The sequence below is a fragment of the Streptomyces durocortorensis genome, assembly GCF_031760065.1.
Lineage (GTDB): Bacteria > Actinomycetota > Actinomycetes > Streptomycetales > Streptomycetaceae > Streptomyces.
In genome coordinates, this window is sequence record NZ_CP134500.1 from 4,911,230 (window position 1) to 4,927,350 (window position 16,121).

Genomic DNA, 16,121 nt, shown 5'->3' on the forward strand with positions numbered 1-16,121 from the left:
GCACGGCTCCTCGGGGTGCGGGGGAGGGGACGGAGAGGTCAGCGGGCGGAGAAGCCGCCGTCCACGGTGACCACGCTGCCGGTCACCTGGCGGGACTCGTCCGAGGCCAGCCAGAGCGCCGCGGCCGCCACATCGCCCGGCTCGACCAGCGCGTTCATCGGCTGGTCCCGGACGAAGGTCTCCTCGTGCTCACCCACCGGCACCTCCAGCGAGCGGGCGATCTCCGCCAGCATCCGGCCCTCCATCGCCGCGTCGTCCCGTACCGAGCCCGGACACACGGCGTTGACCCGGACCTTGCGCGGCGCGTAGTCCAGGGCGACCGCCTTCGTGAGGCCGACCAGACCGTGCTTGGCCGCCACGTAGCCCGCGAAGTGCCGGTAGCCCACCAGCCCCGCCGTCGAAGCGATGTTGACGATCGAACCGGACCCCTGAGCGGCCATCCGGCCGCCCACCGCCCGGATCGCCCGCCAGGCACCGCTCAGGTCCACGTCGATCATCAGCTGCCACTCGGCCTCGCCGATCTCGTGCGCCGGGCGGCCCGAAGGGGCGGCGATCCCCGCGTTGTTGACCAGGACGTCGATCCGTCCGAAGCGCTCCTCGGCCGCGTCCGCCGCCTCCTGGAGCGCCGCCAGGTCCCGGACGTCGGCCTGCCGGGTCAGCACGGCGGACCCGGCCTCGCGGCAGAGGTCCGCGGTGTGTGCGAGCTGGGAGGCGGAGCCGAGCGGATACGGCACCCCGGGCAGCTCGCCCGCCACGTCCAGCAGGAGCAGGTCGGCTCCCTCGCGGGCGAACGTCAGCGCACAGGCCCGGCCGAGACCGCGCGCCGCACCCGTGATCAGCGCCGTCCGCCCGGCGAGCCGCCCCCCGCCGCCCGTCATCGGCCGCGCGCCGCGCGTACCTCGGCGGCGACCAGCTCCAGCAGCGCGCCCGGCCGCTCGGTGAGATACATGTGCCCGCCGTCCAGCTCGGCCACGGTCAGCTTCCCCGTCGTCGCCCGGCCCCACTCGGCCGCCTGCGCCGCCCCGACGAGGGTGTCCTCCCGGCCCCGGACCGAGATGACCGGCACCCCCAGCGGCCGGTCGCCGGACGGGGCGTACGACTCGTGGAGCCGGACGTCCGCCCGGAGCGTCGGCAGTAGCAGCTCCCGCATCTCCGGGACCTCCAGCGCCGGGTGGTCGTACCCGGCGAACTCCCGCACCCGGACCGCGAACTCCTCGTCCGGCAGATCGCCCGCCCGGTCCGTGCGCGGCGTCCAGGGGCCGGGCGAGCCGCTGACGACGAGGGCGTCCAGGCGGGGGGCCGCGGGCGACCGCTCGATGCGGTGCGCCAGTTCGTACGCGAGGACCGCGCCCATGCTGTGCCCGAACAGGACGACCGGGCCGCCCGCCTCGCCCAGCTCCGCCGTCACCTGCGCGAACACGTCGTCCACGGCCGGGGCCGCCGAGGTGTACGCGGGCTCGGGGAACCGCTTCTCGCGGCCCGGCAGGGAGAGGGGGAGGACGCGCAGTCCCTCCGGCGCCGCCGCCTGCCAGGGCGTGAAGACGGAGGGACCCGCCCCGGCGAAGGGCAGGCAGATGAGGACGGTCTCTTCGTCGGCCACGGTCGTTCCTGTTCTCTTCTTCGCTGTCTGTATGTACGGATCCCGCGCCGGTCGCTGCCGCCCGGGAGGTCCGGTCAGTCCCCGACCATGATCGTGGTCAGGATCGCGGCGAGGTAGCCCGGGTCACGCACCCCGCACAGTTCGCGCGCCGAGTGCATGGACAGACCCGGCACCCCGACGTCCACCGTGGTGACGCCGAGGCGCGCCGCGGTGATCGGCCCGATCGACGTACCGCAGGGCATCGCGTTGTTGGAGACGAACGGCTGCCAGGGCGCCCCGGCCCGCTCGCAGGCCGCGGTGAACATCGCGATGCCGGTGGAGTCGGTGGCGTACCGCTGGTTGGCGTTCACCTTGACCGTGGGGCCGCCGTTGGGCAGCGGCCGGTGGTCGGGGTCGTGCCGCTCCGCGTAGTTGGGGTGCACCGCGTGCGCCATGTCGGCGGAGACGCAGAACGCGCCCGCAAGCGCCCGCGACCAGTCCTCCTCGCTGCCGCCGCGCGCCGAGACCGAACGTGACAGGGTCCGCTCCAGCAGCGGGCTCTGCGCGCCCGTCTCGGAACCGCTGCCGACCTCCTCGTGGTCGAACGCGGCCAGCACCGGCACGAAGGACGGCCGGGTGGCTCCCGTCGCCGCGTCGACCAGGGCGCTCACCCCCGCGTGCACCGAGATCTGGTTGTCCAGCCGGGACGCGACGACGAACTCCCTCTCCACGCCCAGGTATCCGGGCGGCTGGATGTCGTGCAGCATCAGGTCCCAGCCCAGCACGTCCGCCGGGTCCTCCCCGGCGCCCGCGGCGACCCGGCGCAGCAGCTCGCCCTCCTGAGGGTCGCCCAGCGCCCAGATCGGCGCGATGTGCCGCTGCCGGTCCAGTGCCACGCCCTCGTTCACCGTACGGTCCAGGTGGATCGCCAACTGGGGGATGCGCAGCAGTGGTTCGTCGATCTGGACCAGCCGGCTGCGCGGGGTGCCGTCGGGGCCGCGCAGCGCGAGCCGCCCGGAGATGCCGAGATCCCGGTCGAGCCAGGTGTTCAGCGGGACCCCGCCGTAGATCTCCACCCCGATCTGCCGCCAGCCCGAAGTCCCGCTGTCCGGGGCCGGTTTGACCCTGAGGTTCGGGGAGTCGGTATGGGTCCCGACGATCCGGAACGGGGTGTGGGCGGGCGCGCCCTCGGGGACGTACCAGGCGATCAGCGCACCGGCGCGGCTGATGAAGCAGCCACCGGTCGCGCCGGTCCAGTCGTCCGTGCCGCGCAGCTCGCGGAACCCGGCCTTCTCCAGACGCTGGGCCGCACTGGCCACCACGTGGTACGGGGAGGGGCTGGCGGCGATGAAGGCGAGCAGGTCGTCGGTGTGGCTGCGGTGGGGGGCCGGAGTCATACGGCGTCCGCCTTTCCGGTGTTCGGCAGTGGCTGCGAGAGGGGCTCCTCAAGGAGCTCCCGCACCGGCCGGTCGGGCCGGGCGCAGAACTCCGCGAGCAGATCGGTGTACGACGAGAGGAGGTCGTGGGCGGTCTCGTGGTCCCACAGGTCGGTGGAGAATTCCAGGAACGTTCGATAACCCTTCGCTGCGTCACGGCGCGGCGCAAGCCCGAAGCACAGCTCGCTGCGGGAAAGCGGCGGTGCCAGATCGGCCACCTCGACCCGGAGGCCGGGGATCTCGATGTCCGTGTCCACCGAGTTCTGGAACGCCAGAACGTGCGGTACCCGGTCGGGGACGCTGACAGCGCCCGCGTCCCGCATCGCCTGCATGATGCGCGCGGTGGGCAGCACATGCGCCATGGCGCCGAGTGCCCCCACGCCCGTACGGACCGCGAAGTCCCCACAGCTCTCGTCAAGATTGGCTGAATCCAGTCGTACGCGGACCATCACCGCCGTGGACGTCATGGCGACCAGCGACTCCGAAGAGGTGCCCTCGCGGTTGGCGTACGGCACGCTGAGCAAGGTGTCCGGCTCCCCGGACAGCCGGGTCAGGAACACCCCGAGCGCCGCCGCCGCGATCGCGAACGGGGTGGTGCGCCGGTCGGCCGCCAGCTTCTCCACGGCCGCCCGCACCGCACCGGACGCGACCCCGCGCACGGTGTCCCCGTGCCCGCTCAGCTTCTGCGGACGCGGCCGGTCCGTCGGTACGGGAACGGTGGACGGCACCCCGTCGAGGTAGCGGGCGCAGAACGCGGCGCGCTCCTCCTCGGCCGCCGGATCGTGGTTCGCCCGCTGCCACCGTGCGTACCCGGGGGCCTGCATCGCCGGATCGGGCAGCCCGTGCGGGACACCCGCGGCGGCCGCCGTGTACAGCGCGGCTATCTCCGCGAGCAGCACGGACAGCGACCAGCCGTCGGCGCAGACGTGGTGCAGGACGAACATCAGCTCCCAGCGGTCCGCCTCGACCCTCAGCAGCCGGAGCCTCGGCAACAGCGGCTGCCCCAGCTCGAAGGGGGCCGCCGCGTCCGCCCGGCACAGGGCGTCCGCCCGGGAGCGCCGTTCGCCGGGCGGCAGCGTCGTCAGGTCCTCCACCGGCAGGGCCACCGGCTCCGCCGCCACCACCTCCTGCCACCACGGCCCGTCCGGCGCGTCCTCCTGCGCGAAGCGGGTCCGCAGCGCGTCGTGCCGGGCGATCACCCCGGACACGGCGGACCGCAGGGCCGTCGGATCCAGCGCCCCGGTGAACGTGATCCGCGTCGGCACGTTCCACACCGCCGGGTCGGGCATGGCGTGGTGTCCGGCGATCATCCGGGCCTGCTGGTCGCTGACGGGGGTGCGGTCGACGAGGGCAGTGTCCCCCGCCGCCGCGGGGCGGCCGCCACCGGTCAGCTGCTCGGTCATGGCCCGCAGGGTGGCTTCGGCGAAGAAGTCCGCGAGCGGGTAGTCGGTGCCGAGGGCGTCCCGGACCCGGTTGACGAGACGGATCGCGGCGATGGAATTGCCGCCCAGATCGAAGAAGTTGCTGTCGGCGGGGAAGCCGCGCACATCGAGGACGGACTCCCAGACCTCGCGGAGGAGGGCAGCGGTGCCGACGGCGGGCTCGCCGTGCGGCGAAGCGGCCGTGTCGGGGGCGGGCTCCCCGTGCGGCGCGGCCGTCACCGCGTCCAACTGCGCTGCCAGCTCCGCGAGATACCCGTCAGCCGTCTCCGCGTCGAACAGATCCGCGTCGTAGCGCAGCCGCAGCCGCAGGCTTCCGTCCGGGGCATGGGCGGCCATCAGCGCCAGCTCCAGGGGCGCCGATTCCGTGCCCGCTGCCACCGCCTCCGAACGCAGCCCCGGCAGATCGATTCCGGCCAGCGGCGCCCGGTCCAGATCGACCGAAACCGTCACCAGCGGGCGCGGGTTCCCCGGGGCCGGACGGACGGCTGCGAGCAGCGCGTCCAGGTCCACCCCGCTGTGCTCGTCCGCCTCGAACAGCGCCCGGCCGGTGGCCCGTACGGCCTCCGGCAGCGGGGTCGCGTCCGTGGCGGAGAGCCGCAGCGGCAGGAGCGCCACATGGAAGCCGACCGCGTCCGCCGTCGAAGGCCGCCGCCGCCCGAACGTCGTGCCGAGCAGGAACGTGTCCTGCCCCGCCCGCCGCCGCAGCACCAGCTGCCAGGCCGTGCACAGGGTGGCGAACAGGGTCACGCCCTGCTGCCCGCTCCACTCCCGCAGCCGGTCCGCCCGCTCCCGGTCCACGGTCCGGGCGGCCGCCCCGCCGCGCCCCGCCACCCGGCGGCCGCGCGGCCGGTCCGTCGGCAGCGCCAGGACCGGCGGCCTCTCGCCCAGGTGCGCGCGCCACCAGACCAGGTCGGCCGGGTCGTGGGGAGGTTCGGGGGCCCCGAGGGTGGTCCCGGCGGGGCGCTCGAAGACCGGCGGGCGTCCGGCGCGGGCCGCCGTGTACAGCTCCTGGAGGTCAGCGGCGATCAGGGACGCCGAGTGCCCGTCGGTGATGATGTGGTGCAGGCCGAGGACCAGGACGTGGTCGTCCTCGGCCAGCCGCAGCAGCCGCGGGGTGAACAGCGGGCCCTCGGCCAGGTCGTAGGCCCGGGCGCTCTCCTCGGAGAGCAGCGCTGCGATCGCCCGCCCGGGGTCCTGCCCCCGGGCATCGGTCACCGTCAACGGGATGCGCAGCCCGTTCCGGACGACCTGCACGACACCGGGACCGGAGGCGCCGGGCCCGTCGCCCCGCGCGTCCTGCCCGCTCCCGGTGTCCTGGGGCCGGAACACCGTCCGCAGCCCCGCGTGCCGCTCGAACAGCCCGTCCACCGCCGTCCGCAGCGCCGCCTCGTCCAGCGGCCCCCGCAGCCGCACGGACTGGGTCTCGTTGTACGCCGCCGGGTTCGCCAGCAACTGCGCGGCCAGCCACAGCCGCCGCTGCGCCGAGGTGGCGGGCGCGACGGTCTCCGCATCCTCGCCGCCCCGCTCCCGCGTCCGGCGGCGCAGGACGTCCAGGTGCTCCAGGCCCGCGCGCAGCCGCTCCCGGTCCATCCCGAAGTCGACGAGAGCGGCGATCTCGTCCACCCCGGCCCGGTGCAGCGCGGCCACGAACGGGGCGACGCTCTCCGGCGTACCGATCAGGGCCCGCTGGTCGCAGTAGCGGTCGTAAGCCCTGCGGAACAGGTAGTCCAGATCCTCCTCGCTCGCCGCCGCCACGTCCCCGCGCCCGTGGTCCAGCGCGGTGGCGGCCGAACGCATCATCAGCGAGGACCGCAGATACCGCACCATCGGCTCCAGCGCATCGGCCCGCGCCGTGGCGTGGTCCTCACCCAGATAGGTGTGCACCAGCACCGTCACCCGCCCGGCCTCCGGGACGAGCCCGCACGCCGCCCGCGTACGCCGGTAGTGCGCGATGTTCGCTGCCAGCTCGTCCACGCTCTGGCTCATCAGATGGGTGACGACCCCCAGCCCCCGCCGGGCCGCGTCCTCGTAGGAGGCGCGCTGCCCGGAGGTGGCGAGGAAGAACGGCGGCTCGTCCTGCACCGGGCGCGGCCGGACGCGTATCTCCGCCTCCGCGCCCTCGCCCGTACGCCGCCGCACCGCCTCGCCGCGCCACAGCCGCCGCACCTGGTCCAGGTGGTCGAAGGCGATGGCGCGCCGGTCGGCGAACCGGTCCGGGTGCAGGACGAAGTCCCGGGCGTGCCAGCCGGTGGCACAGCCGATGCCGACCCGGCCGCCGGAGAGGTTGTCGACCACCGACCACTCCTCCGCGATCCGCACCGGATCGTGCAGCGGCAGGACGACCGAGCCCGCGTTGATCCGGATGTGCTCGGTCTCCCGGGCCAGGGCGGAGGCGAGGACGGAGGGGTTCGGGAAGATCCCGCCGAAGGTGTCGAAGTGCCGCTCGGGCAGCCACACGGAGGAGAAGCCGCGCTCGTCGGCGAAGCGCGCGGTCTCGAAGACGGTGTCGTACGCCTCGGGAGCGCCGCTCCCGCCGCTCTCGTCGCTCTGCGGGTAGTCGCCGAAGAAGTAGACGCCGAAGTCGGGGGCGGGGCGGTCCGCCTGCCGCTGGAGGGCGGGCGACGGCGGCCGGGAAGCCCGGGGGAAGAACCCGCCGTCGCGCAGCTCGCGCAGCGAACCCTCCACCGCCTCGGCGATCCGGTCCACGTCCTCGTCCGTGTGGGCGGTGGAGAGGTAGAAGCTGCGCCACTCCCAGACGTACACACCGCGCAGCTGGAGGTGGTGGTAGAGCAACTCCAGGTCGGCGCGGTGCACGAAGCGGAACATCGACCCGAAGTGGGCCAGCTCCAGCGGGAATTCCTCGTCCCGGAAGAAGGCGTTGAGCCGGTCGGCCAGGCCCTGGGTGCGGGCGTTCAGTCGCTCCTGGAGTCCGGGGCCCCGCTCGGTGAGATGGGTGAGCACCGCGCGGGCGGCCGCCATGGACAGCGGGTGCTGCATGTACGTACCGCCGAAGAACGTCGTCTCGCGCGGGGGCCTGCTGGCATCCCCGTACTGCCAGAAACCGCCGTCGACCCCGTCGAGCAGGTCCGCGCGCCCGGCGATCGCCCCGATCGGGAAGCCGCCGCCGAGAGCCTTGCCGTACGTGGCGAGGTCGGGCACCACGCCGAAGTGGTCCTGTGCGCCGCGCGGGTGGGGGCGCAGCCCGGTCAGCATCTCGTCGAAGAGCAGCACGATGCCCCGGCGTGCGGTGAGCTCGCGCAGGGAGCGCACGAACTCCACCGGCCGCAGCCCCGGGTTGCGGCACTGCACGGGCTCCACCAGCACGGCCGCGATCGAGTCGCCGAGGGCGTCGATCGTCTCCAGGGACTCCTGCTCCCCGTACTCCAGCACGATCAGCTCGGCCACCGCGCTGTCCGGGATGCCCCGGGAGACGGGCACCGCGTGCTGCCCGGGACCGCCCGGCCGGCCCAGCACGGAGTCGATGTGCCCGTGGTACGAGCCCCGGAACATGACGATCTTGTCGCGCCCGGTCGCGGCGCGGGCCAGCCGCACGGCCGCCGAGTTCGCTTCCGTACCGGACGAGGCGAAGGCGACCCGCTCCAGGCCGGTCAGCGAGGCGAGCAGGGCGGCGGCCTCCCCGGTGTCGGGGGAGCGGGGCCCGAAGCGCAGCCCGGCGGCGAGGTGGCGGCCCACGGCGTCGGTGACGGGCTGCGCCTCATGGCCGAGGAGGAGGGCGCCGAACCCCATGGTGATGTCGGTGTACTCGTTGCCGTCCACGTCGATGAGGCGGGAGCCCCGCGCCGAACGGGCCGCGACCGGGTACAGCATCTCCTTGGTGGCGTCCCGGAAGCCCACGACGGCCCGGCTGTCGGCGAGCACCGAACGGTGCCGCCGGGCCAGCTCCTTGGAGGTGCGGGTGCGCTCGGTGAACCGGCGGATCAGGGAAGCGGTGTGGGCCCGCTGGGCCTCGTCCGCGCCCGCCCCGGCCATCCCGCCCGCCGCGTCGACGACGAGCCGGGGGCCGTGCGGGGTCGTTCCGGCGGCGGGTGCCGCCGCTTCCGCCGCCTGGTCGCGGGCCGCCGCCAGCTGGGCGGTGAGGCTGCGGGACAGCTCCGCCGCTCTGGCCACGGCGTCGGCGGACACGTTCGTCGTCGCGCTCATCGCGCGTCCGTCCCCGTGCTCCCGGCGCGGCCGGTCAGCAGGGCGACCGCCTCGGAGAGCTGGGTGAGCATCGCGGCCTGGGTCTCGGCCAGCTGACGTATCTGCTCCGACAGGGCGGCGACCTCGGCGCGCGTCGCGTACACCGGCTCGCCGGACGCCGAAACCGGCTCCTCACGCGGCCCGGCCGCCGGCTCCACCGTCTCCCGTGGATTCCCGGGCGCCTTCCGCCCGGCTATCAGCGCGGCCGTCAGCCGGGGTGTGCCCGCCTCCTCCAGGATCTCCCGCATGCTGATCTCCGTCGCGAACTCGGCCTCCAACTGCCGCACCATCCCGATGAGCTGGAGCGAGTCCGCGCCGAGACCCACGAAGGTGCGGTCGGCACCGACCTCGGCGGGGCGGTGGCCGAGGTGGCGCGCGGTCAGCTCCAGCACCCTGTCCAGTACGGCCTGTTCGGTCATGCGGTCCTCCGTGGTGCGTGGGGATGGGAGAGCTGCCCTGCCGTGCGGGGCAGGCAGCTCCGTGAGCGGTGTGGTCGGTGTGTACGGGACCGGGCCGCTCCAGTGGGAGCGGCGCCGGAAGGGGTACGTGGGCAGCCGGACGCGCCGTCCGCCGCCCCCGTCGAGCAGCGCGGCCCAGTCCACCGGAGCCCCGGCGCAGTGCAGTGCGGCCACCGCCCGCTCCCAGTGCCGGGCCGGTACGCAGACCGCGTCCGGCAGCGACCGGCGGACCATCCCGGTCAGCACGGCCGACGGGCCCAGCTCCAGCAGCACCGGGGCCCCGGCCAGCCGGTCCAGGACGGCGGCGAAGTCGGCCGTACGGCGGGCCTGCGCGACCAGGTACGCGGCGTCAGGGCGCCAGCCTGCGGGGCGCACCGAACCGTCGACGCCGTCGACGAACTCCGTGTGCAGCGGGCGCAGTTCGATCTTGTCGGCGAGCAGCCCGAACTCCTCCAGCACCGGGTCCAGCAGTGCCGTGTGGAACGCCCGGTCCACCGCCAGCACCTCATGTGCCTCACCCCGTGCCGCGAGCAGCCCCCGGGCCGCGTCCACCGCCTCCGGGGGACCGCCCAGCACATGGTGGCGCGCCCCGTTGACCACGGCGAGCTCCAGGCCCGGGACGGCGGCCAGCAGCTCGCGCACCCGGGGCCTGGCGACGAACGCGGCGACCATCGCGCCCCGGGCCGTCCCCTCCTCCATCAGCCGCCCGCGCCCGCACACCAGGCGCATCGCGTCCTCGGTGTCCAGCGCCCCGGCCACGCAGAGCGCCGCGTACGCTCCGACGCTGTGCCCGGCGACCCGGCCCGGGGTGATCCCGAGCCTCTCCCACAGCCGGGCCTGGGCGAGCTGGAGGGCGAACAGGGCGGGCTGCGCGAAGGCGGTGTCCCACCGCTGGGGGCCCCGTCCCGCGACGATCCGGTCCAGGAAGTCGCCCCGGCCGGTCTCCTGCGCGTACACCCCGGCACAGGACTCCAGCACCTCGGCCACGACCGGGAAGCGCGCGGCGAGTTCCGCGCCCATGCCCGGGTGGCCGCCGCCCTGCCCGCTGAACAGGAACACCGGGTCCTTCACGTCGTCGGCGACCCCGGTGGCGTACGCCTCGCCCGCCGGAGCCCCGGCGAGGAACGCGTCGAGCCCGGCCACCGGGTCGGCCGTGGTGACGACCAGGCGGTGCGGCAGGAGCCGCCGCCCGAGCGCGGTGGTGGTCAGCAGATCGGCGGGGGCGGGTGCCGTGCCGCTCGCCAGACGGTCGCGCAGCGAGGCGGCGTACGCCCGCAGCGCGTCCCCGTCCGCCGCCGAGAGCGGCAGCAGCGCGGGTACGGGGGCGGGCTGCTCGCCCTGTCCCGCCGGAGCGGCCTCGGGCGCCTGCTCCAGGATCACGTGTGCGTTCGTCCCGCCCATGCCGATGGAGTGCACCCCGGCCCGCCGGACCCCGGCCAGCGGCCAGGGAGACTCCCGTACCGGCAGCAGGAACGGGCTGTCCGCCACCGCGAGCGCCGGGTTGGGCCGGGAGAAGTTCACCAGCGGCGGGACCACCCCGTGCCGCAGCACCTCGACGGCCTTGACCAGCCCCGCGAGCCCCGCCGCGCTGTCCAGATGTCCGATGGCGGGCTTGGTCGAGCCGAGGGCGCAGAAGCCGGTCCGGTCCGTATGGCGGCGGAACGCCTCGGTCAGGGCGGCGAATTCGATCGGGTCGCCCTTGAGCGTGCCCGTGCCGTGCGCCTCCACGTAGCCGATCGACGCCGCGTCCACGCCCGCCGCGCGCAGCGCCCCGAGCACCGCGTCCCGCTGCCCGGCGACCCCGGGCGCGGCGAACCCCCGTTTGCCGGCACCGTCGTTGGTGACCGCCGAGCCCAGGATCACCGCGTGCACGGTGTCGCCGTCGGCCAGCGCCCGCTCCAGCGGCTTCAGGAGGACGGCGGCGGCCCCGTTGCCCCCGACCGTGCCGTCCGCGTCCGCGTCGAAGGCCCGGACCGTGCCGGTGGGGGAGAGGGTGGAGCCCTTCACCGGCACGTGGCCGCTGACCTGCGGCAGGTGCAGGGCCGCGGAGCCCACCAGCATCAGGTCCGCGTCCCCGGCGCGCAGCGCCTGGCAGGCCAGGTGGACCGAGACCAGTGCGCTGGAGCAGGCCGTCGACACGGTGAGCGCGGGACCGGTCAGACCGAGCCGGAAGGCCGCCCGGGTGGCGGTGAAGTCCGGGTAGTTGCCGACCTGGACCTGCTTCGCCGTCATCCAGTCGTCCGAGCCGGCCTCGGCCGCCAGGTGCGTCGCCAGATAGCTGTGCAGCGAGTACAGGCGGTAGCCGCAGCTGCCGTACACCCCGATCCGTACGGAACCGGCGCTCGCACGGTCGCCGCCCGCGTCAGCACCGCCGTTGCCGCCGCCCGCGTAACCGCCGTCCTCCAGGGCGTGGAAGCAGCACTCCAGGAACAGCCGCTGCTGCGGGTCGGTGAGGTCCGCCTCCCGCCCGCTCATCCCGAAGAACCCGGCGTCGAAGCCGTGCACGTCCGCCAGGAGCGCGCTCGCCCCGCCGTACTCCGGCTGCCCGTACTCCTCCGCCGGCACCCCGGCCGCCGCGAACTCCGCCCGGGTGAACCGGCGTACGCGGGAGACCCCCGCCCGGATGTCGCGCCAGTACGCCTCGGGGCTCTCAGCCCCGGGGAACCTCAGCGCCGTCCCGATCACCGCGATCCGGTCGTCCCTCAACTGCCTCTTCCTTTCGCAGCCCCGCACGCCCCGCACGCCCCGCGCCCTCCGCGTTCCGCGGAAGCCCCTCGCGGTCCGCCCGTCGCAGTCCCGCGACCCTCACCAGGAACACGGCGGCGACGACGATGGCGGCGCCGTGGGACCAGCCCACCACGGCCAGCGGGGAGAACCGGTCGAGGGCCGCCGCCACCAGGATCATGCCGACGCCGAAACCGAGGTTCTCGAAAGTGGCCGAAAGACCGAAGGCGTGACCGCGCAAGGTGGCCGGAAGTGTCTGGAGATGCGAGGTGTACGAGACCTCGGTCAGGCCGTCCGCGGCTCCCGCGATCAATGCGATCACCGCCGTCACCGCCAGCGGGAACCCGGCGAACGCCGCGATGAACGCCGCCGACATCACCACCGTGCCGTAACCGAAACCGAGCGGCCCCACCGACCGGCCGGTGCGCTGGGTGTACCGCTGGATCACCTGCTGCGCCCCGATGTTGCCGAGCGCCCACACACACCAGAACGCGCTGACGAACACCGCGGGGTTCGATGAGTCCAGGCTGGTCGAGTAGATCGGCAGCGCCGCGTTGTGCGACGAGGAACCGAACGCGTCCACCCCGCGCAGCGCCACCATCAGCGCCAGACCGGGGGCGGCGGCGAGCGCCAGGAACGCCACGGGCGTCCACCGCCGCCCGGCCCTCTCCCCGTCCTTCCTCCCGGCGGCCTCCGTGCCCGGCTCCTTCGCCGTTTCGTCCGCCGTCCCGGAAGCCCCGGGCAGGGCCCCCGCCCCCTTGCCACCCGCGATCGGCAGCACGGCCACCGTCACCGCACAGGCCACGAAGGTCGCCATGTCGATCAGGAACGCCGCCGTGTACCCGACGAGGGACACCACCACGCCCGCCGAGGCGAACCCCGCCACCATGGCCAGCGAACGGCCGGTGATCGAGAGGGAGTTCGCCCACGACCTGCGGTCCTCACCGACCATCTCCGGGATGGAACTGCGCAGGGCCACCATGAACAGCGTCCCGCACGCCCCGATCACCACCGAGACGGCCATCAGCGCCCCGGTCAGCAGATCGTCCGGCGCCAGGACCAGCACCAGCATCACGCAGGCCTGGCCGACATTCGCCCACAGCATGATGCTTTTCGCGGTGAAACGGGCGAGAAGGCCGCCGACGATCAATCCCGCCACAAATCCCGAGGCGAGCCGCACCGCCATGAACAGCCCCATGGCCAGCGCCCGGCCGGTCGTCTCGTAGACGAAGAGATTCAGCGCCACCATATTCAGGAACGTGCCGTACGAAGACAGCGCATATCCGGCCACGAGGAATCGAAAACGCCGCTCGGAGACCGCGGTGTCCCGTGCGTTCGGGGAGTCGCCGCCCGTCCCGTTCGCCGCCGGACCGTCCGCGCTGCCGATTCGAGATGTCACCCGCACATCCTCATCGAAGACCGGCGCTCGGCGGCAGACTCCCGATTGCACAAAGGTAATCTGCATCCTTGTGAAGGACGATCATTCCCTCTCACCGGTATGTGATTGCCGTGAATCACCGTCGGACCGGTCGATACCGGAACAACCCTGCGAGGCGGCGCTCGCGACCTATCGGCGTGCGCTGACGGAAGGCAGCCTTCCGGCCGGGACGGCGCCGCCCTGCCTGCGCGCCCTGCACCTCCTCGTGGCCGACCGGAAAGCGCCCGGCCGACTCATTCCCGTACCGCCGGAGACGGCGTCCTTCGCCGCGCTCGCCCCGATCGAGGAAGCGATCGTCGAGCAGCGCCGCACCCTGCGGTCCGCCCGCGCCACCCTCGCCGCCTTCGAGGGCCTGTACGCCGATGTGCACCGCCAGGAACGCCCCGCCCTCACCCGGCTCTCCGGGGAGGCCGTCATCAGCAAGGCGCTGGACGCCGGGGTCAGCGGCTGCCGCACCGAGGTCCGTACGGCCCATCCCGGCGGCGGCCGCCCGGCCCACGTCCTGGCGGAGTCCCTCCCGCGTGACCTGGGCAACCTGCGCCGCGGCATCCGGCAGCGCACCCTTTACCAGCACACCGTCCGCTCGGACCGCACCACGCTCGACTACATCGACCAGGTGACCGCCGAGGGCGCCGAGATCAGGACGCTGGCCGAGGTCGTCGACCGGTTCATAGTCTTCGACCGGGACCTCGCCTTCATCCCGTTCTCCGACGAGCCGCACCACGCGCTGCGCGTCCAGCACCCGTCCCTGGTCCGCTTCCTGGTGCGCCACTTCGACGAGGCCTGGGCCCGGGCGGTCCCGGTCCGCCCCGAACGCGCGCCGCTGCGTACCCCCGTGGTCACCTCCGACCTCCAACGGGCCATCCTCCAGGCCGTGGTGAACGGCGAGACGGACGCCGCCATCGGCCGCCGGATCGGCCTGAGCCGCCGCAGCGTGGCCGAGCACATGCGTAAGGTCTCCGAGCAGCTGGGCAGCACCAGCAGGGCCCAACTGGGCTATCTGGTGGCGACGTCGGGCCTGCTGGACGACTGAGGAACGCCGTGGGGGCCCGTCCGGACGGACGGGCCCCCACGGAGGCTGCGCGACGGGTCAGCCCAGACCCGGCCCCCGCAGCGGAATGCTCGTGAACGTCGGAGCCGGGGCGGGCTCGGTGAAGAAGTCGTTGCCCTTGTCGTCGACGACGATGAACGCGGGGAAGTCCTCGACCTCGATGCGCCAGACCGCCTCCATGCCGAGCTCCTCGTACTCGACGACTTCGACCTTCTTGATGCAGTCCTGCGCGAGGCGGGCCGCCGGGCCGCCGATCGAGCCGAGGTAGAAGCCGCCGTGCGCACCGCAGGCGTCGGTGACCTGCTTGCTGCGGTTGCCCTTGGCGAGCATCACCTTCGAGCCGCCCGCCGCCTGGAACTGCTCGACGTAGGAGTCCATGCGGCCGGCCGTCGTCGGGCCGAAGGAGCCGGAGGCGTAGCCCTCGGGCGTCTTCGCCGGACCGGCGTAGTAGACCGGGTGGTCCTTCAGGTACTGCGGCATCTCCTCGCCCGCGTCGAGGCGTTCCTTGATCTTGGCGTGCGCGATGTCACGGGCCACGACCAGCGGGCCGGTCAGCGAGAGCCGGGTCTTGACCGGGTACTTGGTCAGTTCGGCCAGCACCTCGTCCATCGGCCGGTTGAGGTCGATCTTCACGACATCCCCGGCCTCGTCGAGGTGCTCGTCGGTGGTGTCGGGGAGGAAGCGCGCCGGGTCCTTCTCCAGCTGCTCCAGGAAGACGCCCTCGGCGGTGATCTTCGCGGTGGCCTGGCGGTCGGCCGAGCAGGAGACGGCGATGGCGACGGGCAGCGAGGCGCCGTGCCGGGGCAGTCGCACCACACGCACGTCGTGGCAGAAGTACTTGCCGCCGAACTGCGCGCCGATGCCGATCTTCTGCGTCAGCTCGAAGACCTTCTCCTCCAGCTCCTTGTCCCGGAAGCCGTGCCCGGTGGGGGAGCCCTCGGCGGGCAGCTCGTCCAGGTAGTGCGCGGAGGCGTACTTGGCGGTCTTCAGCGCGAACTCCGCCGAGGTGCCGCCGACCACGATCGCCAGGTGGTACGGCGGGCAGGCCGCGGTCCCCAGCGAACGGATCTTCTCCTCCAGGAACTTCATCATGGAGGCCTCGTTCAGGACGGCCTTCGTCTCCTGGTAGAGGAACGACTTGTTGGCCGAGCCGCCGCCCTTCGCCATGAAGAGGAACTTGTACGCGCCGCCGTCGGTGGCGTACAGCTCGATCTGGGCCGGGAGGTTGGAGCCGGTGTTCTTCTCGTCCCACATGGTCAGCGGGGCCATCTGCGAGTAGCGCAGGTTGAGCTTGGTGTACGCGTCGTAGATCCCGTGCGACAGGGCCTGCTCGTCACCGCCCTCGGTCAGCACGTTCTGCCCGCGCTTGCCCATGACGATCGCCGTACCGGTGTCCTGGCACATCGGCAGGACGCCCGCGGCGGCGATGTTCGCGTTCTTCAGGAGGTCCAGCGCCACGAACTTGTCGTTGGAGGAGGCCTCCGGGTCGTCGACGATCCGCCGCAGCTGCGCCAGGTGGGCCGGGCGCAGGTAGTGCGAGATGTCGTGCATCGCCTCGGCGGCCAGCGTGCGCAGCGCCTCCGGCTCGACCTTGAGGAACGTACGGCCGTCGGCCTCGAAGGTGGAGACACCCTCGGCGGTCACCAGGCGGTACGGCGTGGTGTCCTCTCCCAGGGGGAGCAGATCGGAGTACGCAAACTCTGGCATTACGGCCATTCCTCACTCGGCGACAGCGGCTGACCTCCCTTGGGCAGCGCATCAACCAGGGTAGAACGCCGCCACGGCGCCGATCC

The 16,121-nt window shown here is 73.5% G+C and carries 8 protein-coding genes; 1 reads left to right on the forward strand and 7 read right to left on the reverse strand.

All coding sequences use genetic code 11. The features are described 5' to 3' along the window. Positions 1 to 38 precede the first annotated feature (38 nt). From RI138_RS21970 to RI138_RS21995, 6 genes are all read right to left on the reverse strand, one after another. A complete protein-coding gene (locus tag RI138_RS21970; protein WP_311121293.1) occupies positions 39 to 878 on the reverse strand; it encodes an SDR family oxidoreductase in 840 nt (279 codons plus the stop codon). Then, positions 875 to 1,600 (reverse strand): thioesterase II family protein, encoded by a 726-nt coding sequence (locus RI138_RS21975; RefSeq protein WP_311121294.1) that lies wholly within the window; start codon positions 1,598 to 1,600, stop codon positions 875 to 877. The genes RI138_RS21970 and RI138_RS21975 overlap by 4 nt, the downstream gene beginning before the upstream one ends. A 74-nt stretch (positions 1,601 to 1,674) precedes the next feature. Next, the gene (locus RI138_RS21980) at positions 1,675 to 2,976 is read right to left on the reverse strand and encodes a M18 family aminopeptidase (protein ID WP_096627187.1); all 1,302 of its coding nucleotides are present in this window, start codon (positions 2,974 to 2,976) and stop codon (positions 1,675 to 1,677) included. Beyond that, entirely contained in the window at positions 2,973 to 8,618 is a 5,646-nt protein-coding gene (locus RI138_RS21985; RefSeq protein WP_311121295.1) for a MupA/Atu3671 family FMN-dependent luciferase-like monooxygenase, read from the reverse strand. The genes RI138_RS21980 and RI138_RS21985 overlap by 4 nt, the downstream gene beginning before the upstream one ends. Further along, a complete protein-coding gene (locus RI138_RS21990; protein ID WP_311121296.1) occupies positions 8,615 to 11,821 on the reverse strand; it encodes a type I polyketide synthase in 3,207 nt (1,068 codons plus the stop codon). Before RI138_RS21990 ends, RI138_RS21985 begins: the two co-directional genes overlap by 4 nt. Beyond that, complete coding sequence (locus tag RI138_RS21995; RefSeq protein WP_398864333.1) at positions 11,766 to 13,226, reverse strand: MFS transporter; 1,461 nt, start codon at positions 13,224 to 13,226, stop codon at positions 11,766 to 11,768. The genes RI138_RS21990 and RI138_RS21995 overlap by 56 nt, the downstream gene beginning before the upstream one ends. Before the next feature lie 82 nt (positions 13,227 to 13,308). On the opposite strand from RI138_RS21995, the gene RI138_RS22000 reads away from it, so the two are divergent. Then, positions 13,309 to 14,310 (forward strand): LuxR C-terminal-related transcriptional regulator, encoded by a 1,002-nt coding sequence (locus RI138_RS22000; RefSeq protein WP_311121297.1) that lies wholly within the window; start codon positions 13,309 to 13,311, stop codon positions 14,308 to 14,310. Between the two features lie 57 nt (positions 14,311 to 14,367). On the opposite strand, the gene RI138_RS22005 is transcribed toward RI138_RS22000, so the two are convergent. Then, positions 14,368 to 16,035, reverse strand: a complete 1,668-nt coding sequence (locus tag RI138_RS22005; protein WP_311121298.1) for a fumarate hydratase — start codon at positions 16,033 to 16,035, stop codon at positions 14,368 to 14,370. Between the last annotated feature and the right edge of the window lie 86 nt (positions 16,036 to 16,121).